Here is a 24132-nt window from a genome sequence, read left to right as displayed (position 1 = left end):
TTTCTAAAATATAACTCTAATTGGACAACGAAAAAGAAAATAATGTCAAACACTTTCTTGATTTAATTCAGAAATCACGTAAAGGAAAGTTTAAAGTCTACATCGGGATGAGTGCCGGTGTAGGCAAAACTTTTCGGATGCTACAGGAAGCGCATACGTTGTTGAAAAACGGAATTGATGTTAAAATTGGGTATATCGAAACGCACAATCGCAAAGAAACCCATGAATTGTTAAACGGTTTGCCTGTCATTCCTAGGCGTACTCTTTTCTATAAAGGAAAGCAACTCGATGAAATGGATGTTCAGGCGATTATCAATCTGCGTCCTGAAGTGGTAATCATAGATGAATTAGCGCATACTAATATTGAGGGCAGCAAAAATGAAAAACGGTGGCAGGATGTTCTGGAGATTTTAGATGCGGGAATTAATGTGATTTCGGCAGTAAATATTCAGCATATTGAAAGTTTGAATGAAGATGTGAAACGCATCACTAATGTTGATGTTCAGGAACGAATTCCGGATAATGTACTGCGATTGGCGGATGAGGTGGTGAATATTGATTTGACATCAGAGGATTTGATTGCACGCTTAAGAGAAGGGAAAATTTACACTGCGGATAAAATTCAAACGGCTTTAAACAATTTTTTTAAATCAGATCAAATTTTACAATTGCGAGAATTGGCCTTAAAAGAAGTTGCGAGCCAAGTACTTAGAAAAGTAGAGAATGAAGTGCCTAAAAATAGTGCTTTAAGGCATGAAAAACTCTTGGCATGCATTAGCAGCAACGACAAGACAGCCAAAATTGTAATTAGAAAAGCGGCTCGTTTAGCCAGTTATTATAATTGTAATTGGTATGTTTTGTACGTAGTTACACCAAAAGAAAGTAGTGACAAAATTGCATTGGACAAACAACGCCATTTGATAAATAATTTCAAATTAGCCATACAGCTTGGTGCGGAAGTAATCAAGATGGAGAATTCTAATATCACGGATACCATGTTGAAAATTGTGGAACAAAAAAACATCACAACGGTTTGCATAGGTAAACCACACTTCAATTTATTTAAAGTAATTTTATCAACAACGATTTTCAGACGCTTATTGAATAGTCTATCGTTATCAAATGTTGATCTAGTTATATTGTCTTAAAAAGTGTTGAAGACAAATTCAAATGGGTGAAAAATAATAACTAATTAAATAAAGAGGATAAGATTGCTTCGCTCCTCACAATGACAAGATGAGAATTAAAACCAAATTAAACTTAGGCGTTGGCCTACTTTTTTTAATGATAATTATTTTGTCATTAGTAGCGGCATTTTATATTTTTTCTATAAAAAAAGATACTGAAAATATTCTAAAAGCAAATTATAATACTCTAGAGTATTCTAGAAATATGCTTCTTTCACTAGATGAAATTAATATAGATGAAGAAAAAGCAATTGTTGTATTCGAAACGAATCTCAGAAAGCAAATTGCCAATATAACGGAGATTGGAGAGGATAAAGTAACATATAATTTGCAAAAAAGTTTTGATTTTTTGAAAAAAAACAGGACTGATGAAGCTGTGAAAAGCCAAATTCGTCAGGATATTTTCGAGATCATGAAATTGAATATGGTTGCGATTAAAGTGAAAAGTGACATTGCCAAACACACCGCAGAAACAGCTAATTTATGGATTGCCGTTACGGGTACACTTTGCTTCTTGATTGCTTTTAATTTATTGGTCAACTTGCCAAATAATATTGCTAATCCAATAAAAGAGCTTACTGGAAGTATTAAAGAAATTGCCAATAAAAATTACACGGAACGAGTCCATTTCATGAATCATAATGAGTATGGTGATTTGGCCAAATCGTTCAATACAATGGCACAAAAACTGGAGGAATACAGCAATAGTAATTTGCATAAATTGTCCTTTGAAAAGAAGCGATTGGAAACACTGATCAACAATATGCACGACCCGATTATTGGATTAGACAATGAAGGACTTGTTTTATTTGCAAATGATGAGGCATTGAAAATCATGGCGTTAAAAGCAGAGGAAGTGATTGGGAAACTGGCTTCTTCGTTGGCATTGACAAATGATTTGATGCGTTCTTTGATTATAAAAGAATTGGAAAACGATGCTAAAAATGCTGGACAAAAATCACTTCCAATGAAAATTTTTGCCGATGGAAAAGAAAGTTATTTCGAAAAAGAAACGGTGACCATTACTATACAACCAACTGGTGAGGATCAAACGATTACTATTGGTGATGTCATTATTTTAAGGAATATTACTTTTTTTAAAGAATTGGATTTTGCCAAAACTAATTTTATTGCGACCGTTTCGCATGAGTTGAAAACCCCTATTGCTTCTATAAAAATGAGCCTGCAATTACTTGAAAAACCAGAAACTGGAATAATCAATAGCGACCAAAAACAACTCATACAAGGGATCAAAGAAGACAGCCAACGATTGCTTAAAATCACTGGAGAATTATTAGAATTATCCCAACTGGAAACAGGAAATATTCAGTTGAACATGGCAAAAACTAATCCCTACGAGATTGTAAATTATGCTGTTGAAGCAATAAAATTGCAAGCTGAACAAAAGCAAATCGAATTGCGGATTGAGGCGGAACCTAATTTATCCGAAGTGAAGGCTGACAGTGAGAAAACAGCTTGGGTTTTAATCAATTTTCTAACCAATGCGATACGCTATTCTTCTGAAAACAGTAGCATTACGGTACAATTGAAAAAAGAAAATAATGAGGTTGTTTTTCAAATAATTGATACCGGAAAAGGAATTGACAGCCGGTATAAAACTAAAATTTTCGATAAATATTTTCAGGTTCCCGGCAGCCATAAATCAGGGACAGGATTGGGTTTAGCCATTAGCAAGGAATTCATAGAAGCGCAAGGAGGGACTATTGGTATTGTAAGTGAATTGGGACTAGGAAGTACTTTTTATTTTAAATTGAGCATGGTTTGATTTTAAATACTTAGGTCTAATTATGGATTGTTTTGATAATTTTTTATCCAACATGACTGTTCCCTTTTCATTAATTACGATATTTAATTTCATGTAAAGTGAAATAATTATTACCCCTTTTTTAAAAGTTTAGTAATACAAATTAATAGGTATCGTCATTCATGTCAGACTCTTCTTCTTTAGCTTTTTTGAAATCATTGTTCAAGAAATGAATATACTTTTTTTTATCGTTTTGATTTTTTCTAATTAGAAATACAATCAAAATAACCAAACAAATAATTACAATACCGATTATTACCCAGTTGATTTCCATTTTATTATAATTTAACAGTTAGACTAAATGTACTGTAAATAATTTAATTTTTGATTATCAGTATTTTAAATTTAGGGTATTTACAAGGAGAACCTTTTTAGTAAAGTTATTGATAAGAAGAAATCATTCAATCTAATTAACAATCAGCCATATTTACGGCAATGGCTAATCCGCCTTCCGAAGTTTCTTTGTATTTGTTGTTCATGTCTTTGGCGGTTTGCCACATAGTATCCACCACTTTATCTAGTGGTACTTTTGCATTTTTGGGGTCAGTTTCCAGCGCTAATTCAGCCGCATTAATTGCTTTTATGGCACCCATCGTATTTCTTTCAATACAAGGAATCTGAACTAAGCCACCAATAGGATCACACGTCAATCCCAAGTGATGTTCCATAGCAATTTCGGCAGCCATTAAAACTTGTTCTGGGGTACCGCCCATTAACTCGCATAAAGCGGCAGCAGCCATTGAGGAAGAAACGCCTATTTCGGCCTGACAACCACCCATTGCGGCTGATATTGTAGAACCTTTCTTGAAAATGCTGCCTATTTCTCCGGCAACCATTAAGAATTGTTTGATTTCCTTTTCTCCGGCATTATGGTTTTCAATTACTAAATAATACATTAAAACAGATGGAATGACACCTGCACTTCCGTTTGTTGGAGCTGTAACTACACGACCTAAAGCGGCGTTTACTTCATTAACCGCAAGAGCAAAACAAGAAACCCATTTCAGTATTTGTCGAAATTTCACTTCTGTTTTTCTGATTTCTTCAAGCCAGGTTTGTGGCGAATCATAATTGGCTAAGCCAATGAGGTTTTGGTGCATATCAAAAGCACGGCGACGTACATTTAATCCGCCTGGAAGAATGCCCTCTGAATGGCAGCCAATGTACATGCATTCGAGCATCGTATTCCAAATGCGCATTAATTCATGATCGATAGCTGCTTCGGTGCGCATCGATTTCTCATTTTCATAGACAATTTCCGATATGGATTTGTTCTCTTTCTTGCAATAATCCAATAATTCTGCTGCTTTCTCAATTGGATACGGAAAAGCACATTTTATGGCAATTTTCTTCTTGGCGTTGATGCGTTCTTCTTTGACCACAAATCCGCCACCAATTGAATAAAAAGTGGAAACGTATTCGCTATCATCAGTCATATAGGCTGTAAAAGTCATTCCATTGGCATGAAAAGGAAGAAAGTTTTTATTGAAAATAATGTCTTGGAGGAAAAAAAAAGGGATCGATTTTTCGTTTCCTAAATTGATTTCGTTTTTTGATTCAATGGATTTAATAATTACATCAATATTTTCTACAGGAATGTATTCAGGATCTTGTCCGCTTAAACCCAGCATTACGGCTAAATCTGTCGCGTGTCCTTTTCCGGTCAAGGATAGAGAACCGTATAAATCTATTTTTACCCTATGTACTGTATGAAGTAAATTTTCGGTTCTTAATTCGCTAAGAAAGCGTTCGGCAGCTCTCCAAGGTCCAAGTGTGTGTGAACTCGAAGGTCCAACACCAATTTTTAACATGTCAAAAACGGAGATACATTCTTCCATCTGTAGTGTGAATTTTGTTGTCTGCAAATATAATAGAATGTAGCAAGGGTACTATTCAAAATTAGAATAATATTGTTTATTTAATAATGAATATTACTGTATTGTTGTTATTCTTCAACAAATATGAATTAATAAAAGCTAGAGGTTTGGTAAAATCAATATTTAATTATTCCAAAATTTACCTTGTGCAATACTTCCTAAATGGCTATTTTTGAAGTATAATTAACCCGTAAAACATGAAAAAGACCGTTTTTCCTTTTTTTTTAATACTACTTTGTGTGCTAAGTGTTCATTCACAAGTACAGAGTCCTTCAGAATTTTTACCCAATTATGGAAAACAAATAACCTACTACCATCAAGTTGAAAATTACTTCAAACAGCTTACTGAAAAGTCTACTTTTATCAAACAGCAGAAGTATGGCGTAACACCGGAACAAAGAGATCTGAACGTGTATTTTATTTCAAGTCCGGAGAATTTAGCTAATTTGGAACAAATACGAAATAATAATTTAGCAGCCATTGGCTTATCCGAAACTAAATCCCAGCTGATTGGTGATAAGCTAATCGTATGGTTGAGTTTCAATGTTCACGGAAATGAATTTGCAGGAACGGAAAGCGCCATGACCGTAGCTTACGAATTGATAAATCCTTCGAATCTAGCAACCAAAAAGTGGTTAGAGAATACAATTGTAATCCTTGATCCGTGTATCAATCCTGATGGATATTCAAGATACGGAAATTGGTTAAGGGAAATTTCAGGAAAAAAAATGCATCCGGAATTATCAGACAGAGAACACATGGAAGCATGGCCAGGAGGTAGGTACAATCATTATATGTTTGATTTAAATAGAGATTGGGCGTGGCAAACCCAGCCTGAAACCCAACAGCGTATTGTATTGTACAACCAATGGATGCCACAAGTGCATACAGATGTGCATGAAATGGGATACGATTCTCCGTATTTTTTTCCACCATCTGCGGAACCTTTGCACGAGTACATTGAGAAGTACCAAAAAGATTTTCATTACACTTTAGGTAAAAATATTTCAAAAAAGTTTGATGCTCAAAACTGGATGTACAATACTGGAGAACGCTTTGATTTGTTTTATCCAAGTTATGGTGATACATATCCTACTTACAATGGAGCGGTAGGAATGACATTAGAACAAGGAGGAATAGGCGCTGGGAGAGCAGTTACGATGAGTAATGGTATCAATTTGACGATACAGGATCGATTAACCCATCACGCAACGGCAGTTTTGACGGTTGTAGAATCGGCATCAGCTCAAGCAGAGGTTTTACTCAAAGGATTCAGAGGTTTTATGAATAATTCCCGAAAAACAGTGAAGGGAAAGTATAAAATGTATGTAATGAAAAGCAATCCGAAGTTAGTTCAAATGGCGGATTTGTTGAAAAAAAATAATGTAGCGTTCAGTTATGCCGATGCCAGTCAAAAAGCATCGGGATTCAATTACAACACAAAGACAGAAAATGGTTTTACGATTGAACCGAATGATTTGATTGTAAAAGTAGACCAACAAAAAGCCGTTTTTGCCCAAGTGCTTTTTGAACCGAATCAAAAACTAAATGATAGTTTATCGTATGACATTACTTCATGGGCTTTGCCTTTAGCGTATGGCGTAGAAGGATATGCATTGAAGAATAGTTTAGACATCAAAACAAAAGCATCAATCGAAGCGAAAGAAAAAGTAATTTCTCAAAATGTATATGCATTTCATATTCCGTGGAATAACAGAATTTCAGCCCAGGTTTTGTCTTTGTTGCATCAAAATAATATAAAGGTCCGATCAGCAATGAAAAAAGCTGTTTTTGGGGATGTAACTGTTGAGCCTGGTGGTTTGTTAGTGACCAAAGCAGATAATCCTAAAGTGGTGGATTTTGAAAAAACGATTAGTGAACTGGTAAAAGTAAAAACTGATTACAGTTATATAGCTACAGGTTTTTCTTCTAATTCTAAAGATGTTGGCGGTGAAAATTTCAGTTTATTGAAAGCACCTAAGGTCGTTTTGTTATCTGGAAAAGGTGTTGGTTCTACAGAGTTTGGTGCCGCTTGGTATTTCATGGAAGAAACTATAGGATACCCCATAAGCGTAGTCGAAGTGAATAATTTTAATAGATTAAACCTATTCAATTACAACACGATTATTTTAGCGGATGGGTATTATGATTTAAATGAAGACCAGCAAAAGAAAATAGGAGAATGGATTAAGAATGGAGGAAAAGTGATTGCAATGAATAGTGCGCTTACTCTTTTTGAAGCTAAAGAGGGCTACGCACTGAGTCCTTTTGCTACTGAGGAAGATAAAATTAGTTCTGAAAAAGAAGCTGAAGAAGAGGAATTGAAAGAGCGCTTCTTAGATTTTCAAGATTCAGAGCGTAGGTATATCTCTAAATCGATTCCGGGAGCTATTATTGAAAATCTTCTTAATAAAACCCACCCAATGTCTTTTGGTTTAGGCGATAAATATTTTAGCCTAAAAACGGATGACAGGCATTATTCGCTATTGAAGAAAGCCACGAATGTTGTTTATGTTCCTAAAGATTATAAGAGTTATGGTTTTGTGGGTAATGAAATCAAAAAGAAACTGAATAACACAGTAAGTTTTGCAGTAGAAAAAAAAGGGAATGGTTCTGTAATTTATATGGTTGATAATCCTTTATTTAGAGGTTTCTGGGAAAACGGAAATTTGTTATTTAGTAATGCTTTGTTCTTAGTAAACTAAAGAGTGAACTACTTAATACAAAAAAGCACGATATTGATCGTGCTCTTTTGTATTAAAATTGTATTATGATTAAAAAGGATATCCAATAGCTAAATTAAAAATTAAATTTTCTCTGCGCCAAGGTCCGCTTCCAAAATCAATTTTATCCAAAACCCAACGATTACCCTCCGGCAAATATGGTTTGCGTAATGGGAAGGCCAGATCCGTCCTCAAGATTAAAAAAGAGAAATCAAAACGCAATCCGGCTCCAGCGCCAACAGCAATTTCGTTTAGGAATTTTTTAGTTAATTTTGTACCTGGTTTTTCGGCATTTTCTTTCATCAACCAGATGTTTCCAGCATCTATAAACAAAGCGCCTTTGACTAATCCGTAAATTTTTGCTCGGTACTCCGTATTGAATTCTAATTTAAAATCACCGGATTGATCAGGCAAAAAAGAGCTCGTATTAGTAGCAGCACCATCAAAACTTCCTGGACCTAATGATCGCGCTCTAAAGGCCCGTAAACTATTGGTTCCACCTATAAAAAACTGCTTAATAAAGGGCAACTCTGCTGAATTGCCATAAGCAAATCCAGCGCCTACGATTATGCGACTGGCCAGCTGGGAATCAGGGCTTAATTTTAAATAATGCCTAAAATCATTTTCTATTTTGACAAATTGGCTAAAGGGAACATCAAAAAATTTAATAGTATCTCCTTTTTGGATATTTGCCCCTGAAACTAATCCTGCAATATTTCCTGCTAAATCGATAGTACCTTTATAGTAAAAGGTATTTTTCTTTCTTAGTTGTAAAGTATTGGTATACGTATAGGAATAAGTTGGTCCGAAAATCAATTGTTTTTCAATTACTTTCCCTAAAGACTCATTTGCTAGAATTTGTTCTTGGTATAATGGAGTGACATTTTGTGGACTAGCATACGTAATCTCAGTAACATTCAATAAATGTTCCTTTCGCTCATTTTCTTTCCATAAATAGCCAAAAGACCCTTTAAAGGTTTGCAAGGAATACAATTTGGTTCTGTTTTGAAATTCATATCCCAATGTTGCTTTCGTTTTGGGCACAAAGCCACTAGGAGAATTTAGCTTAAAAGGGGCAAGAAATCGCGGCCAAACTAAATTAGCTTCGGTACCAAATCTATAAACATTAAATCCATTGTTTTGTCCGGAAACTTGTACTTCAACACCCCCAAAAGCAGAGATAGTAAGCAATTCAGCACCTCTAAAAGTATTTCTGTTACTCCAGTTTAAATTGAGTTCAGTTCCTGTATAATTGGCTGAATTTGTTTTGGCCAATACCTCCAATCGAATTGATTTTTTTGGTAATGGAGTTAGGTAATAATAAGCATCGAGGTAATTTCCGGTAGTATCCGAAACTCTAAATTGATTTTTCACGAATTTGAAAGTTCCAAGATTTACTAATCTATTTAAGGATAGATTATGATTAGTACGGTTGTATAAATCTTCTTTTTTGAAATACAATGCCCGATCAAAAATCCGAGGCTTAAATAAGTTTTCCTGATCGATGATGGTTAAATCATTGTATTTTTTGATAGAATCCATATTGTTTTTCACACTATCGATACCAACGGAGTAGTTGGGATACACAATAATTTTATTGATTTTGAATGGGGTCTCTGCTAATTGTGGGGTTTCGTCTTTTACTTTTACAATAAGATCTACTTGATGATCGGCAACAGTTGTATCTACTTGAACTTTAAGATAATCAGGGTTGAAATAGAAAAAACCTTTTTCCTTTAATCTGGAATCAATACGAACTCTTTCCTCTTTAATGACATCAAGGCTATACCCTTCGTCTTTCTTTAACAGAGTTCTGCGTCTGGTGTTGCGAACAGCTGTAGCGATCACCGAAGAATCCTTGGGGAACTTCACTTCTCTAATTTTATATTGTTTTGCGGGGTTTACCAGATATGTAGCGCTCGCTTTTTTACCTTTTCGTGTTGAGTCAGCTGCTGTTTTAGCGTTGAAGTAGCCACTGTTTTCTGAAAAATTTTGTAAAACACTTTTGTTGTATTCTAAGTCAACTTGACTATATAAAACAGGAGGTTCACCTACTTTGTTTTTCAACCAGTAGCGCCATCCTTTATCTTTTTTTGGTGTTCCCGCTAAATTATAAATATACAATTTTGGTTTCAACCCCAAAAAAGAGGAGTTGGGTTTGGGCCTCACAATATCTTCTAACTTATTTTTCAATGCTTTATTTTCTTTCTTGGTGGTTTTTTTTCCTTCTACTTTTATTTTTGCACCTGTATATAGTAGCTCCCCTTCGGGCAAAAATCTGGTATTACTGCACGAGGAAACAAACAATCCTAAAAAAAGAAAATAGAGTGCAAGAGTCTTAGTCATCAATTTTAGTATTTATTAAAAATTAGACTATTGAGAAATTATGGCTCATTAGAAAAAATTAATTCCTAAATTTTCTTAAATGCTCAATAGTTTAAAAACTTTTATTTAGTCTTTTTAGCAACTTTCGGTACTTTACTTTTAGCAAATAATTCTCTGAATTTATTGTAATCCAAAGTAATGACAAAAGCAATTCCGGTTTCAACTACTTCACCTTGAAGCGCTACTTGATATTTATTTATGCGGTATACTCTCATTTTATACCTTCCATCTTTAGAGAGTTGGTAATCCAGAGATACATCTCCGGCAATATTATTCGCATTTTGATTAATCTGTTGTGGCCCTTCGATTCCAAAACTACTTCCCACAGTTACCTTTAGTCTGTCGTTCAACAGTTTTTTAGAAATACCAACATTTAAATCGGTTTTGTTTTGGCGCTGACCCGTGGTATAATCATCTGTAGTATTCAAATCAAAATTGAGTTCCACACCACTAATTAAATCTCCAGCTAGATTATTGAGTTGTTGGGACAGAATTTTACTCGCACTTTCTCTAGCTAATGACGAAACATTAGTACCTCCAGTTTCGCTGGCAAATGGATTTTCTCCAATAAAACGGTTGAGTAGGAGTAGTGCAAAAACCTGTTTGTTCATCTCGTCTGGTTGTTGACGTAGTTGCACTAATTTTGCTTGTGTTGTATTAATAATTTCGGTAGATACACTATTGTTTCCTTCTGGTAAAACGATATCAAACGAAATGGAAGGTTTCATTAATTCTCCGGTCATTTTCAAACGGGTTTCAAACGGAATCTTTTGTTTGTATGTGTTTCTGACTTGGGCAGTAACCGCCCCTAATTGGTCGTTTATCAAATCAATTGGTGCTGCTTCTGTTTTATAAATGGCGGTAATACTAATATCAGCTGTTGTAGGTTCTCCAGTCCATAAAATATAACTTCCTGGTTTAATATCAAATTTTCTTTTGATTGCATTAAAGTTCATCTCGTAACTTCCCTCGGATAATTCATAGCGTCCAGTCAATGTAGTTTTTCCAGAAGGATCAATTCCACCGTTTAGTTGTGCTTCTCCTTTTAATTTAAGGAAATCTCCATTGGCTTTGTCAATATTCAGAGACAGTTCAGCTTCCTTATCTATTTCAATATTTACTGAGGCATTAATTCCTTTTATTTCCATTTCACTTTTTATTTCCTCCATTGAAACAGTTCCTAATAATTGTGGATTGTCTTGATCAATGAACTCTACAATTCCTGCTCTATCCGCTATTGATGGATCTGATTGTGGTAAAACAATAGTAAACTTTGTGTCTTTGTTAATCTTGATATTTCCCTCTACAATCGGATTGTCTATTGTTCCCCTTACTTTTAAGTGGTTGTCCAAATACAATTCTCCGTAGTATAAATCATTGTCTTTGGCTTCGGAATTAACTGCTTGAAAGTTATCGGCATCAATGGATAAATCAAACCCAAAATTGCTAAAATTAGCGCTATCAATCTTTCCGTTAATGGCTAAATCATTTTCTTTTTCATCTTTTATAATAAAATTGTTAAAAAGAATTGCGTTAGGTGTAAAAACAATTTTATCGTTTAAAGACTTAAATTTTGCATTGAGCTGCTTTACTTTGAAACCAATTTCATTGAACTGTAATTCTCCAATTACCTCGGGCTGGGTTGTATTTCCTGTTATTTTAAAATTCCCTGTCAAGAATCCCGTGCTTTCAGTAATGTTATTCAAAGTGAAACCCTGAATACTTTTTAAGTTCAATTTGTCAATGTCGAGATTCATGTCAAAACTGCTGCTTGTCGTCTTGTAATTCCCTTCTAAATTGACTTGATTTCCCTGACCTGTAATGGCAATTTCGGCATCATATTGGTTAGCAATCACATTATTTACTTTGATACTGATGTTTCCGATTGTATCTTTTTTGAAAGTAAAATTTTCAATGTTTAAGTCTGAAGTAAAAAGGGGAGTAGTACTTATATTTTTAACCAATGCATTTCCATTGATTTTACCGCTCATTTGTAAATCATCTTTCTCAACGATACTGGTAATGGTTTTTATGTCAAAATCTTTGAAATCAATTGCTATAGGAGCATTAGCTTGTTGCGATTGTGATTGTATAAGGATTTTACTTCCATCTTTACTCAATTCGAAAGTATCAGCATAAATTCCTGTTTTGCCAAAACGAATTAAGTTGTCTTGTGTTATTTTCCAAGATTCATAGTTCAGCAATAAATTATTTGGGTCAAGATTGATTTCGTTATTCCCGTTCAAAGCTTTTAATGTTCCTGCAATTAAGTATCTTTCTTTGTCTTTTGAATCTTTTAATTGCACCGTATAATCCACAATATTGTTTTGCACTTTACCTGAAATACTGGTGTGTGGCAATTGAATTTGTTTGTTTTGAATATCATCCACAATAAAGCTGTAAACAAGTGAATTGTCTTTGGTATCTACTTTAAGGACAGCATTTGTAATAGTGTTTTCTCCATAAATTAACTTTGGAATTGTACCATTCAAAACAATAGAATCGTTAACAGAATTATATCTTCCTTGTATATTAATAGGTTCTAGACTTTTCAATTCAGGAATCAGTTTTAATAGAATTGGACTGTCTTTTACGCCAATTTTAAAAACAAATTCTTGTTTTTCCACAGCTGTTTTTCTGGGACTTGGTTTACTGTCATAATACTTTGCAATAGAATTTGACAAAGCAGTTGCTATTTTTGACAATTTGTATTTTCCAATGGCATCTACATCCAAAAAAGGTGATTTCAATAGGAATGTATTCCTTTCAGAGCTGGAAGTTGCCACTGCGGTAATAGAATCAATTACAAATTCTTCTTTTGCATTTACTATGGTAATGTTGCGTGCAAATACAGTTCCGTTGAGGTAATCGAGATTTGCCGATTGAATATCAGCATCTACAACGCCTCTTATTTTCAATGGACCAGCGTGCAGATTTAGTTTTTCTAAATCAGCGATATCTACATTCAGTTTTAGTTTTCCGGTAGGGTATTTGTCCTTGAAACTGCCGCTGCTCACCAAATCAAAAGTTAGATTAGGATCTTTTGCAAAAGCAGTTGCATTGAAATTTCCATTGCGAATAGTTCCTTTTACGCCTAGATTTTTGTAGGTATAGTAATTATAATACGCTTTTAGAACAGTTCCGTTTAAAGATGCAGTTGCGGTTTTTGGATCAAATCCAGTTCCTTTTATATTGGCTTTTAAAGTTACTTTTCCAATAGAATCATTTTTGATAAATTTTCCTAAATCAAAATTAGTAAGTTCCGTTTGAGCATCGTATTTCTCCTGATTTTTTCTACTTTGATCGAAGGTAGCTTTGATTTTTGCATTTCCAAAACTACTAGTTATGTTCATATCGGTATTAAAATTAGCGATGGTTCCTTTAAAAATTCCTTTGGCGCTGAATTTTGAAGGTAACTGAATCGAATTAGGAACTGTTCCTTTGGGCAAAAAGTCAACAAAATCTTTTGCACCGGATTGTAAATCTTTAATATTCAAATCAAAATAGGCTTTGTTTACATCTGGTAAACCTATGATACTTCCGGTGGCGGCTACTTGTGTAGTTCCAATACCGCTAATCTCAATAGATGGGAATTCAATATTATTCAATTTCCCTGTTATGGCTCCATTAATGGACAGGATTGCGTTGGGATTGCTCATGAAAGGATTTGTCTTGTTTAAAGTAGGAGCAAAAAGTAAAATGTCTTTAATCCCTAGTTTGCTTTTCTTTAAATAAGCTATAAGGCCTAATTCGCCGGGGTTTTCAGCTAAAGATTCAATGGATGGATACCCAATACGGATTTCGTCTCTCAATTCCGTTTGGGGTGTTTTTAAATATAATTTTTTAAGAAAAGCATTCTTTTTTCCATAGAAAAATTCAGCATTAAAGGACTGAATGTTCAACCCGCTTTGTTCTTTTACGGTCAAGGAATTGGCATTTCCGGATATGTTTTCGGAATTGTAATTTAGAAAATCAACTTGTAGGTTTAAATTAGTAAGATTCAAATGGTTGTAATCGATCCCTTTTGGTATTGTTGCAACGTTATTATTATCATACCGAAAATTAACTCGTTTGAACGTTGTGTTTTTTATTTTGACTTCCCAGTTGTTGGAGTTTACTACAGTAGTTTCTTTTTTTATTTTTGCTTTATTCAATTTACCAAAAGTCAAAGCACCTTCCACACCCGTTAGATCAATACTTTCTATAATGGCGAATTGATTATTAAGATCAATTTTGTCAATTTTGGCAAGAAGTTTTTTCAAATAAAAAGTTGTCCTTACTTTTGTTTCTTCACTTTCGTAATCAAAATCAATTTTTGCCAGATCAATTTCTCCCAATTTTAATTTGAAAATGGATTCTGGTTCGTTTTTTATTGCGGCGGCTTTAGTTGCTTTGGAAATTTGAACGATACCTTGTTTTAATTGGAACTTTAAGCCATTAATTTTTGCTTTTGGAATTTCAAAGTTCATGTGTTCTAAATCGAAGGTTTTAATGTTTGTTTCAAAATGATTTAGATTGGCATAAATATTATTTTTTGTAACGAAATCATTGTATTTGAATTGAATTCGATCCAACTTAATTTCTTCCACAGAAAATTGCATCGGTGGCGAATCCGTTTTCTGTTTCTCTGGTGATGCAAATGCTTTAATGATGTATTCAAAATTAAAAATAGCTTTTGAATCTCTATTTAAATGAGCAGAAATCCCTTCTAAATGAACGGATTTGATTTCGACTTTATTGTTCATTAACTGGAACAGACTAATATCTACAGCTAGTTTTTCTCCAGCAAAAAGGGTGTCTTTTTTCTGATCTTCAAAATAAACTCCTTGAAGAATTATTTTTTTTGGAAATTCAATTGCGAGGTTATCAATGGTGATTTTAGTTTTTATTTTTCCTTCCAGATAGAGTACGGCTTTTTCTTTAGCATAATTTTGAACCGATGGAATTTGAATAATGACCACCAGTATTAAGAACAATAGAATTAAGGATCCTATTATCCAAAGGAAAATCTTTAAACTCTTCTTTAAATATTTTTTCAAATGATATCTTTTTTTGGTTAAAAATAACCAATTTAAATCAGAATTACAATTTCAATCCTAAACAAAATTAACTGCAAAGTTCTAAAATTGAAAGTAAAATAGGTTATAAAATTCAAAAATAAAGTTGTAAAATTCCTGGAATACAATCAGAGTTGATAGCTTATCGTTTAAGTTTTATAAATTGGAATTTCATTGAAATTTTGAGCGTTTTTTTCGTCTAATAAAATATCTTTTACAGCCATTAATATGGCTTTATTCGAGGTGAATAATTCCCTATTAAAATTAATGATAGTAGTGATGTCAATATTTTCTATGGGAGTAAGTTGTGCTTGAGAATAAAAAGAGTTGAGTCCTTTTGTGTAGTTTTTTTGGATTACATTAAAAAGTACTTCAAGCTCTGTAAAAAGGGAGTTTTGTTCTTTATTCAGAAGCACATTTAATTGCAAATAGAGATTCTCAGTTTCTTTTTTATGATACAGAAAAAACTGGTATTTGATTTCTTTGGATGAGCGGCTGAGGTTTGTAATATCAGCACTAATGTCTTTTACACTTTTTACTGCGTGCATGGAACTTCGCACTGCCGAAATCAATTGGTTGAGTTCTGAATTTTGTTCACTGTTTAATTTTGTTCTTAATTTTAAATAGAAGGCCTGTAATTCTCCTTGTAATTGTTTCAGAAATTCATATTTTTCCTCACTAGTTTTCGAAGTATAATTCTTTTGCTCATTGATTTCCAGATAATCAATCTGTTTTTGGAAAACGGGAGTATCGATTTTGAATAATTCCAGGTTAAAAAGCATTGAATTGTGAATAAAATAAATTGTTTCTCTTCGAAATAAATCGAGAGCGGTTTCGGTTTCTTCAACAGAGGCGTGGCTAATGTAAGCGGCTGTAGTAAGATCCGTATTTTTAAAAAAACGTTCCAGGAATTTAGTAAATGAATTTAGAACTGGAAGAAATAGTACAATTGCTAATAAGTTAATTAGACTTGAAAAGGCAACCAAACCGATAAGCGGATCTTTGATTTTTATGACATCTGTAATTAGGAATAAAATGGGTTTTAGTACTACAAAAGCAATTGCAGTAATGAATATGTTGAACAATAAATTGCCTAATGCCACCCGTTTCTTAGAAGCATTTCCACCAATTGCACTTAATAAAATTTTTATGATAGTTCCGGTTTCACCGCCTAACACGATTGCAGCTGCCATAGGAAAAGCTATTGCTTCTGCGTTTAACGCGCTTAATGTTAACGCCATAGTTACTGAACTAGACTGAACAATTAGCGTAATCAGAAAGCCAATAATGAGAAAAACGATTAGTGGCATCTCAGTATATCGTGAAAAATCAAAATGCTGTACCTGAGCTTCCATAGCGGTTTTCATAAATGAAAGTCCGATGAACATTAAACCAAATCCCAAAAGAAAATAGGAAAGATACTTGAACTTCTTGCGGTTTCCCAATACAATAAGAAGAAAGCCACCCAGACAAACAGCTGGATAAGCAATTATTTCAATATTAGTTTTAAAACCCAACGTTGCAACTAACCAACTAGCAATTGTTGTTCCCAAATTGGCGCCAAGTATAATGGCCATTGCATTTTTCATGGTAAAAACTCCTGCTCCCACAAATGCCAAAACCATCAACGAAACCATAGAGCTGCTTTGGAGTATTCCAGTAACGATTGTTCCGCCTACAACTGCACCAATATCGGTTTTTGTAATGCGTTGTAGAAATAATTTGAAACTTCGTCCAGAGAGGTTTTTTAGGGATTCCTCCACTAAATACATGGCGAAAAGGAATAAACCTACGCCTGCAGCAAGTTTCAGTATTGTATAGATTGTTTCCATAACTAAAATTAGTACTAAAGATACTTATAATTAATAGTAAAATCTTGGCAAAGTGTTAACTTCTATTTTTTTGGAAGTTATTAATGGGTTGTTTTTTTAAATACGAAACTATGACTTTTAGGATTGCAGTTTGAGCGGATTAATTTTTAAAGGGGGGATTTATGAGATTAATAATCAGAATAATCAGTTGGGTATAAAAATGTAATGTCTATATGAGAAATATTGTTTTTATATTTTTCCATAGCTATTAGTCCTTTCCATTCTGGAGAATTTACAAAGGCTTCCCAATGTGCATCTCTACTTTCCTGATTTGCAAAAGTGGTCATGTACATCAAGTTTGGCATCTTAGCTCCTGAAATAACTTCACCGTAAAAAACTGCATTAAAAGCAAGACGATCAAAAATTTTTATTTCACCGCCTGCATTGAACATATCCACTTTATTTTTATAAATCGCTTCGGTTGCTGATTCATAGCTTCTTAATTCATATACTCTATTGGTTCTGGAATTATTCAGCGCTGGTTTTGTCAATAAAGGGTGATCTGAAAAAGCCTTTAGTAAAATAGATTCTATTCGCAAATAATTCGATTGCTTATAAGTAGCCTTTAAATATGGGGCTCCTGTAGACAAATACATTTTGTCTTCTCCCAATTTTTTTTCAAGAGTAAGAAATTCTTCCATAGATGAAAATGGAATTAATACGATAGTTTTTTTTATTGTATCCTTGGTACTGGATTTTGGTTTAAATACTCCAATATTTTTGATCCCTAGTTTTTTCAATCCCGGTAAATACGCTTCTTTTAAATAAAAATCAGTGGCTTGTTCTTGTTTTTCAGTATTGAAAATATACGTTTTTATTTGGTAAAATTCTCTAGTTTTTGCTGGATATTGTACTTCGAAAACTGTATTGGGAATTGATTTAAAACTGATTACGGTAAAAAGGATCAGCAGTGCGAAAAATATTTTTGTTAATTTCATTCGTGGTTTTTTTTGTTGAGCGTAACATGGCAGTAGATGTATAAAAGTATAAAAAAAGGATTTATTATTTAAGTTTAGAATTTATAATTTTTTAAAAAAGTTTCAAAATACTGTATTGTAGAACATCACGACTGTTTTTAATCCTTCACTTTTCGTACTCCATTTCATTTTTTTTTAATTTGAATGTTTCTCCTTTCGCAGGTATTACATCTCCAATTTTGGCGTGTTGGAATAAACAAGAATGGTTTAAATTCGGGTTGTTACTGATTTTGTAATAATCACTTCTTTTGCGGTTTAATGTTTGGCGTATATTCACTTCTATCAGTTTGATTAGGAAAAATCAAATCGCTTAATGAATTTTTTATCTAAGAACAAGCATAATGTAAAAAACGGTGCTTCTTAAATAGCCTTATCAAAAGAAATAATGTCAAGTTTTGATTTTGAGAATTTATTAACCTATCAAAGTTCTGTACCACTTCCTGTTTTTATAACTGCAATTTAAAACTATTGCAAATGCCTTTTGTAATTAATTAAACGAACCTCTATATTCTAAAGGCGATTGATTCGTTTTATTTTTAAACAGTTTACTAAAAGACTGAGGGTATTCAAAGCCAAGTTGGTATGCAATTTCACTTACTGATAAAGAAGTTGTAGATAAAACTTCCTTAGCTTTTTCAATTATCTTATCGTGTATGTGTTGTTGTGTACTTTGTCCCGTGAGAGAACGTAACATATCACTTAAATAATTGGGGGACACAGTTAGTTGTTCTGAAATATATTGAACAGTTGGAAGACCAAATTCCTGAACTTTGTTACCGTTAAAATAATCTAAAAGTAGTTTTTCCAGATTACTCAACAAATCATTACTGGCATTTTTTCGGGTAATAAACTGCCTGTTATAGAATCGGTTGGAATAATTGAGCAATAATTCAATGTGAGAAAGTATAACATCCTGACTAAAACCGTCTATTATAGAGCAATATTCGACATCAATATTTTGCATAATGTCAGTAATCATCGCTTCTTCTTGATCCGAAAGGTGTAACGCTTCATTTACTGAATAGGAGAAAAATCCATAGTCTTTGATGCTTTTTGCCAAGGCATAATTTTGGATGAAATCAGGGTGAATGACTAACCATATTCCCGAAAGCGCTATATCTTCATCAACGACAGTCGATATTACTTGACCTGGTGAAAAAAAAGTCATTATACCTTCGTCAAAATCATAATAGTTTTGCCCATATTTCAATTTGCCTCTAAAATCCTTTTTGATACAAACCGAATAAAAATTATAAACGAAACTTTTTATACTTTCATCAAAATGACATTTTATTTCATTCAGATTAATAACACTAACCAACGGATGTTTTGGTTTAGGTAATTCCAATAAACGATGCAACTCAGAAATGGAATTGATGATATACGGAGAAGGGGTCTCTTGTTTCATGGTGCAAATTATAAATTCAGTAGGAAAAGCGAATAGTAAAGATAGCTTTTCCTACTGAATACTATTGTTTTATTGATCGATAGCTCCCATATTGGCAGCATCATAACGATCGCCTGTGATGGTTCCTAAAGGGATGATGGTTTCTAAACGGTTTAGGTCTTCCATGCTTAATTTAATTTCGGCGGCTGCATTATTTTCTTCGACATATTTCACGCGTTTTGTTCCCGGAATTGGTAAAATACCCTTTGAAACAATCCAAGCAATAGCTAATTGTGAAGGGGTTATTTCTTTTTCGGTAGCCAATGTCTTTATTTCATTTACCAAGGCAATATTTTTGTAAAATTGTTCGCCTTGAAAACGCGGTAAACTTTTTCTAAAGTCATTCTCAGGAAAATCATCTGGGCTTTTGATATCTCCAGAAATAAATCCTCGACCTAGTGGGGAGTAGGCCACGAATCCGATTCCAAGATCTTGAAGTGTTTTTAAAATTCCCGTTTCTTCTACGCCACGCTCAAACAAAGAATATTCTGTTTGTACCGCAGTCAAAGGATGAATAGTATGTGCTTTTTTTATGGTCTCCGATGAAACTTCCGAAAGTCCGATGTGGCCAATTTTTCCTTCTTTTACCAATTCAGCCATTGCCGCAACAGTTTCTTCAATAGGCGTGTTTGGGTCTAAACGATGTAAGTAATACAAGTCAATATAATCAGTTCCCAAGTTTTTAAGCGAACGCTCCACGGCTTTTTTTACATAATCCTTTGTGCCGTTGAATTGCCAAGTCAGTTGTTCGTTATCATCGATTTCATACCCAAATTTTGTGGCAATGGTATATTGATTTCTGTTTCCTTTAATGGCTTTGGCGACAAGCCTTTCGTTTAGCAAAGGGCCATATAAATCGGCAGTATCCAAGAAGTTGTATCCTAGTTCTAATGAACGGTGAATAGTAGCGATAGATTCGGCTTCATTTGCTTTTCCATATATATCCATTCCTGCAATTTGGGTCATTCCCATACAACCTAATCCTACTTTTGGAACAAAAAGTCCATGACTTCCTAATTCGATTTTTTTATTGTCGTTCATCTTTTTTATTTAATGGTGAATTATAAAATAACAATGCAAATATCAGTACATGATGCTGTAGTAAAGCAACTGAATCTCTTATTCTTGTATCCAAAACGAGGAAATGGAGCTTGTCTAATTAAATTCCTATTGCAGGCTCACAAAATTGTCGCTTTTAGGAAAAATGCTCAACGCTTCAATGGCAATTTCGGGAGTAGGAGAGGCTAGTTTTCGAAGTTTGGTGTCCATCCAAGCACCATCAACCGTTATTGTTGCGCAAAGCTTTTTATCTTCATTTAAAAACTCATGAACTATAGACCAACGTGAAGCATCAGCATTTATTTTTGAGGTTTTGGTATGCATGAAAATTTTGTCAGAAAGTTTTATTTCTTTTCTAAAAACACATTCTTCCCTAAAAAGAATTGGTCCAAAACTTTGTGCTTGCATCACTCTCATTGTTAAACCTAAACTTTCCAGAATCTCGATACGATGTTGTGCACCAAAGTCATAATAAGCACTGTGTCGTAAATGAAAATTTGGGTCAAGATCAGACCAACGAAAGGATAATTCTTTGATAAATGAAGTCATTGTTGTTGTTGTTGTTGTTGTTGTTGTTGTTGTTAAATTATTTTGAGAATGCTTTTACGATTATATTTTAATAAAAGTAAATAGGTTATGGAAAGTCGAAAATACAAATAAAAACGGAAACAAATTACGGTATACATTGCTTTTCTAAAGCTTTTTATTATAAAGAAGTAAAAATAAAAAAAAACATTTGTTGATTATTCTGTTTTAAAAAATATTATGGCGTGTCTTTTGCATAAGAAATTAAGATTGTCCAATTCAGGATAATAGAAATCTACAGGTGTATGAAAAAAGTAATTTTGATGTTACTACTTACAAGTGGTATTTATGCTCAAGAACAAGTGTATAATGTGCAACGATATTGCATCGATGAGAAACCTTTCAAACAAGGGGAATGCAACATTGCAGGAAATGAATATTCCTTTGTATTTATAGATACGAATAAGCGAGATGTAGTATTTTTTCTCACGGATACAAAAATGAAATATAAGATTGTAGACTCCAGTATTTTTTCCAAAGATAGAAATTATAGGTCTTATACATTAGAAAATGGAGAGGGACAAGTAGAGATGAGAGTACACCAACAACATACAAAAATCGAATTTCTGCATCCAAATAATCACATTTATTTGACGGTAGGAAAGTCTACTAAAGGGACGAATTAAAAATCAGTTGCTAAAGTTAAATTAGATTTGCTTTTTCTAATTTGATTAAAAAAAAATATTATCAGGTTTTACTGTAGATCAAATTTATGTTGCTAAATCGTTTTTAGTTGTATCTAAAGATTGTTCAAATTGTTTTTCTTGAATCATAAATTCAATTAATTCTTTTGTTTGAAGATCAAGTTCTTGGGTGGAATCCTGAATATAATTTAAAAGCTCTTCCATTTCGTCTTTTGAATCTATTGGGAGTTTTAGTAAAGTGTAGGTAAGTCCTAAAATTTGAGAGACGGAATGTCTAATTTTATGATTTATTTTAAATAGCATTCCAGTAATTGATGTATTGTGTTCTAATATTAGTTTTTCAGTTTTATTACGCTGAGTTTTATGTTCAATTAAAATAAAAGTTACCACCCATAATGCAATCACAGATATTATTCTATCGCTATAAATACTAATATGAGTGTTTTGATTTTGAAAATAGAAAAATTTGAAAAGAATAAGAGTAGTTGAAATAAAGGAAAAGATATAGATAGTTGATTTTTTCTGATCTATAATCATTGTCATAGGGGTTAGATATAAAACACCTATTGCTGTTCCCAAAGGAGTGTAAAAATCTAAAATAGAAATAATTATAATTGTTAAACTCGCAAGAGTTTTAAAGCTTAGTTTCTTTTTTATACTTGTAAATATTTTTTCATTTTGCATAGTCATTAATCTTAACTTTATTTTGAAATGAATATTACATTGTATGAATTATTTATTGCTAGGCTAAAGTAGTTTAATCTTTACTAGTATTGATTGTAGAATTATTTAAGTGTTCATTAATAGTAAAGGAAAATATTCAAGAGTTAACCGCTATGTCATTGATAATGTTAAGCTAAAATTGCTATTTTTAAACTTATTTTAGACTCATAGTACAAATAAAAGACTTGATAAATAAATTAAATAGCAGGAAATAACTTATGAAAATAAACATAACACGTGCGGTTTTTTTAATAGATCTAATGATTTATGACTTTGAAATTTCTTCCAACACTTTTTTTCCGTTTTCATTGTTTGGATCCATTTCTACTGATTTTTTATAGTTGATAATCGCCAGCTTTTTATCTCCGTTTTTCAAATAGGCTTCTCCTAAACTATCGTAGGCATTTCCTGATTTTGGAAACGCTTCAACATTTAGTTTAAAAACGGCTATCGCCTCTTTGTTTTTTCCAGATTGTAACAATTGATAACCCAGACCGTTCATTTCGTTTTCGTTGGCAGCATAGGTATCTGATTTTTTGTTTTCATTAAAATACTCGAGTCCAGATTCGATTCCTTTGTCCTGAATAACAGCTGCTAAAGCATTGGCTAATGATTTTTTAGGCAAACTGTACGGCTTATTGTATAGAATGTTTCTAATTGCTATATTCATCTCATTTAAGTTTGTACCACCGGTATTATTTAGTAATACCACTAGATTTTTGTCAGACGGAATACGGGATAGCAAGGTATTGAATCCATTTATCCCACCGCCATGCTCAGTAACCAGAATGCTCTCCTTTTTTTCTCCATTGAAAGCCTCATTAATAAACCATCCGTAACCATATTGTCCCGGTCCTGCAGTGATATAGGAATTAAATAACAGCTCTTTATTTTTTGTCGAAAGTAACTGTTCTGTGTACAGTGCTTGATCCCATAAATACAAATCATCGACGGTTGCATACAAAGAACCAGCAGCGTAAGGAATAGATAAATCAAGATAGCTGGCATTACTGTAGTTTTTACCGTTTTTCTCATAACCGGAAGCTCTGTTTTTCAGAATGGTTTCGTGGTGATCGAATCCTGTATTATTCATTTTGAGTGGTGTAAGAATATTGTCTTGCAAAAACTGCTCATAGGTTTTACCGGAAACTTTCTCAATGATGTAACCCAATAAAAAATAACCGGAATTGCTGTATGCAAATTTTTCGCCCGGTGTAAATTCGAGCGGTAGGTCAGCGAATTTTTTTACAAATGCTTCTGGGCTGTACGGATTGAAACTTAATTCTTTTACGAAATTAGGAAAGGAAGTGTAATTCGGAATTCCAGAGGTGTGCGTCAGTAAATGATGAATACTGATTTTATCGCCCAATGCTTTAGGATAATCAGGAAGATAGGTTGAGATAGGAGCATCCAACTTTAATTTTCCCTGATCAACTAATTGCAGAATCAACATAGCGGTAAATTGTTTGGTAACAGAACCCAAACGGTGTTTGGTATCCGGCTGGTTTGGAATATTCCATTCCATGTTTGCCATTCCAAATCCCTTTTTATAAATGACTTTACCTGCGTCAGCGACAAGCATAGAGCCGTTAAATTGCCCGTATTCTGAATATAGATTCATCAACTTATCGATTTGATCTGCTTTGGTTTGTCCAAAGGAAACCGGTATTGTAATGAGCTGGATAAATAAACCAATTAGGATTGTTTGTACTGCAAAATGTTTGGAATGTTGTTTCATGATGATTGTTGGTTTTAGTGATTGATGTTGTATG

At 33.4% G+C, this 24132-nt stretch carries 15 protein-coding genes; 4 read left to right on the top strand and 11 right to left on the bottom strand.

Annotation, left to right across the window (positions count from 1 at the left end; translation table 11 throughout):
* Positions 1–20: 20 nt before the first annotated feature.
* Positions 21–1148: a sensor protein KdpD gene (locus ACNQF9_RS14015; protein ID WP_417990453.1), complete on the top strand. Its 1128-nt coding sequence runs from the start codon at positions 21–23 to the stop codon at positions 1146–1148.
* An 88-nt stretch (positions 1149–1236) separates the two neighbouring features.
* Positions 1237–2973, top strand: a complete 1737-nt coding sequence (locus tag ACNQF9_RS14010; protein WP_417990452.1) for an ATP-binding protein — start codon at positions 1237–1239, stop codon at positions 2971–2973.
* A 142-nt stretch (positions 2974–3115) separates the two neighbouring features.
* Here ACNQF9_RS14010 and ACNQF9_RS14005 read toward each other — a convergent pair whose 3' ends face one another.
* Positions 3116–3286 (bottom strand): hypothetical protein, encoded by a 171-nt coding sequence (locus tag ACNQF9_RS14005; protein ID WP_417961602.1) that lies wholly within the window; start codon positions 3284–3286, stop codon positions 3116–3118.
* Between the two features lie 136 nt (positions 3287–3422).
* Positions 3423–4850, bottom strand: coding sequence for an L-serine ammonia-lyase (locus ACNQF9_RS14000; protein ID WP_417961600.1), 1428 nt, complete (start codon positions 4848–4850; stop codon positions 3423–3425).
* 236 nt (positions 4851–5086) lie between these two features.
* Here ACNQF9_RS14000 and ACNQF9_RS13995 point away from each other — a divergent pair, with 236 nt between their 5' ends.
* A complete protein-coding gene (locus tag ACNQF9_RS13995; protein ID WP_417961598.1) occupies positions 5087–7594 on the top strand; it encodes a M14 family zinc carboxypeptidase in 2508 nt (835 codons plus the stop codon).
* A gap of 69 nt (positions 7595–7663) precedes the next feature.
* Here the strand turns inward: ACNQF9_RS13995 and tamL are convergent, their stop codons facing one another.
* The 7 genes from tamL to ACNQF9_RS13960 form a co-directional block, all read right to left on the bottom strand.
* A complete protein-coding gene (tamL, locus tag ACNQF9_RS13990; protein ID WP_417990451.1) occupies positions 7664–9958 on the bottom strand; it encodes a translocation and assembly module lipoprotein TamL in 2295 nt (764 codons plus the stop codon).
* A gap of 101 nt (positions 9959–10059) precedes the next feature.
* A complete protein-coding gene (locus ACNQF9_RS13985) occupies positions 10060–15036 on the bottom strand; it encodes a translocation/assembly module TamB domain-containing protein (RefSeq protein ID WP_417990450.1) in 4977 nt (1658 codons plus the stop codon).
* 167 nt (positions 15037–15203) lie between these two features.
* On the bottom strand, positions 15204–16886 hold the full coding sequence (locus ACNQF9_RS13980; RefSeq protein WP_417990449.1) for a Na/Pi cotransporter family protein: 1683 nt from the start codon (positions 16884–16886) through the stop codon (positions 15204–15206).
* A gap of 167 nt (positions 16887–17053) precedes the next feature.
* A complete protein-coding gene (locus tag ACNQF9_RS13975; RefSeq protein ID WP_417990448.1) occupies positions 17054–17863 on the bottom strand; it encodes an NIPSNAP family protein in 810 nt (269 codons plus the stop codon).
* 526 nt (positions 17864–18389) lie between these two features.
* Positions 18390–19310 (bottom strand): helix-turn-helix domain-containing protein, encoded by a 921-nt coding sequence (locus ACNQF9_RS13970; RefSeq protein ID WP_417990447.1) that lies wholly within the window; start codon positions 19308–19310, stop codon positions 18390–18392.
* 69 nt (positions 19311–19379) lie between these two features.
* Complete coding sequence (locus ACNQF9_RS13965; protein WP_417990446.1) at positions 19380–20390, bottom strand: aldo/keto reductase; 1011 nt, start codon at positions 20388–20390, stop codon at positions 19380–19382.
* 126 nt (positions 20391–20516) lie between these two features.
* Positions 20517–20957: an acyl-CoA thioesterase gene (locus ACNQF9_RS13960; protein WP_417961580.1), complete on the bottom strand. Its 441-nt coding sequence runs from the start codon at positions 20955–20957 to the stop codon at positions 20517–20519.
* A 299-nt stretch (positions 20958–21256) separates the two neighbouring features.
* On the opposite strand from ACNQF9_RS13960, the gene ACNQF9_RS13955 reads away from it, so the two are divergent.
* Entirely contained in the window at positions 21257–21619 is a 363-nt protein-coding gene (locus tag ACNQF9_RS13955) for a hypothetical protein (RefSeq protein ID WP_417961579.1), read from the top strand.
* An 84-nt stretch (positions 21620–21703) separates the two neighbouring features.
* Here the strand turns inward: ACNQF9_RS13955 and ACNQF9_RS13950 are convergent, their stop codons facing one another.
* Both ACNQF9_RS13950 and ACNQF9_RS13945 read right to left on the bottom strand, forming a co-directional pair.
* Positions 21704–22321 carry a hypothetical protein gene (locus ACNQF9_RS13950; protein ID WP_417961577.1) on the bottom strand — a complete coding sequence of 206 codons (618 nt, stop codon included), beginning with the start codon at positions 22319–22321 and terminating at the stop codon, positions 21704–21706.
* Between the two features lie 304 nt (positions 22322–22625).
* The gene (locus tag ACNQF9_RS13945; RefSeq protein WP_417961575.1) at positions 22626–24098 is read right to left on the bottom strand and encodes a serine hydrolase; all 1473 of its coding nucleotides are present in this window, start codon (positions 24096–24098) and stop codon (positions 22626–22628) included.
* Positions 24099–24132: the final 34 nt, after the last annotated feature.

Origin of the sequence: Flavobacterium amylolyticum, from assembly GCF_048284335.1 — a bacterium.
In the GTDB taxonomy this organism is placed as follows: domain Bacteria; phylum Bacteroidota; class Bacteroidia; order Flavobacteriales; family Flavobacteriaceae; genus Flavobacterium.
Note: the sequence above shows the minus strand (reverse complement) of the source record. Positions and strands in the feature narration are given on the sequence as shown.

Coding starts and splice junctions, on each gene's coding strand:
- ACNQF9_RS14010 (WP_417990452.1), top strand. CDS start 1,237: ATGAGAATTAAAACCAAATTAAACTTAGGCGTTGGCCTACTTTTTTTA.
- ACNQF9_RS14005 (WP_417961602.1), bottom strand. CDS start 3,286: ATGGAAATCAACTGGGTAATAATCGGTATTGTAATTATTTGTTTGGTT.
- ACNQF9_RS14000 (WP_417961600.1), bottom strand. CDS start 4,850: ATGGAAGAATGTATCTCCGTTTTTGACATGTTAAAAATTGGTGTTGGA.
- ACNQF9_RS13995 (WP_417961598.1), top strand. CDS start 5,087: ATGAAAAAGACCGTTTTTCCTTTTTTTTTAATACTACTTTGTGTGCTA.
- tamL (WP_417990451.1), bottom strand. CDS start 9,958: ATGACTAAGACTCTTGCACTCTATTTTCTTTTTTTAGGATTGTTTGTT.
- ACNQF9_RS13980 (WP_417990449.1), bottom strand. CDS start 16,886: ATGGAAACAATCTATACAATACTGAAACTTGCTGCAGGCGTAGGTTTA.
- ACNQF9_RS13975 (WP_417990448.1), bottom strand. CDS start 17,863: ATGAAATTAACAAAAATATTTTTCGCACTGCTGATCCTTTTTACCGTA.
- ACNQF9_RS13970 (WP_417990447.1), bottom strand. CDS start 19,310: ATGAAACAAGAGACCCCTTCTCCGTATATCATCAATTCCATTTCTGAG.
- ACNQF9_RS13965 (WP_417990446.1), bottom strand. CDS start 20,390: ATGAACGACAATAAAAAAATCGAATTAGGAAGTCATGGACTTTTTGTT.
- ACNQF9_RS13960 (WP_417961580.1), bottom strand. CDS start 20,957: ATGACTTCATTTATCAAAGAATTATCCTTTCGTTGGTCTGATCTTGAC.
- ACNQF9_RS13955 (WP_417961579.1), top strand. CDS start 21,257: ATGTTACTACTTACAAGTGGTATTTATGCTCAAGAACAAGTGTATAAT.
- ACNQF9_RS13950 (WP_417961577.1), bottom strand. CDS start 22,321: ATGCAAAATGAAAAAATATTTACAAGTATAAAAAAGAAACTAAGCTTT.
- ACNQF9_RS13945 (WP_417961575.1), bottom strand. CDS start 24,098: ATGAAACAACATTCCAAACATTTTGCAGTACAAACAATCCTAATTGGT.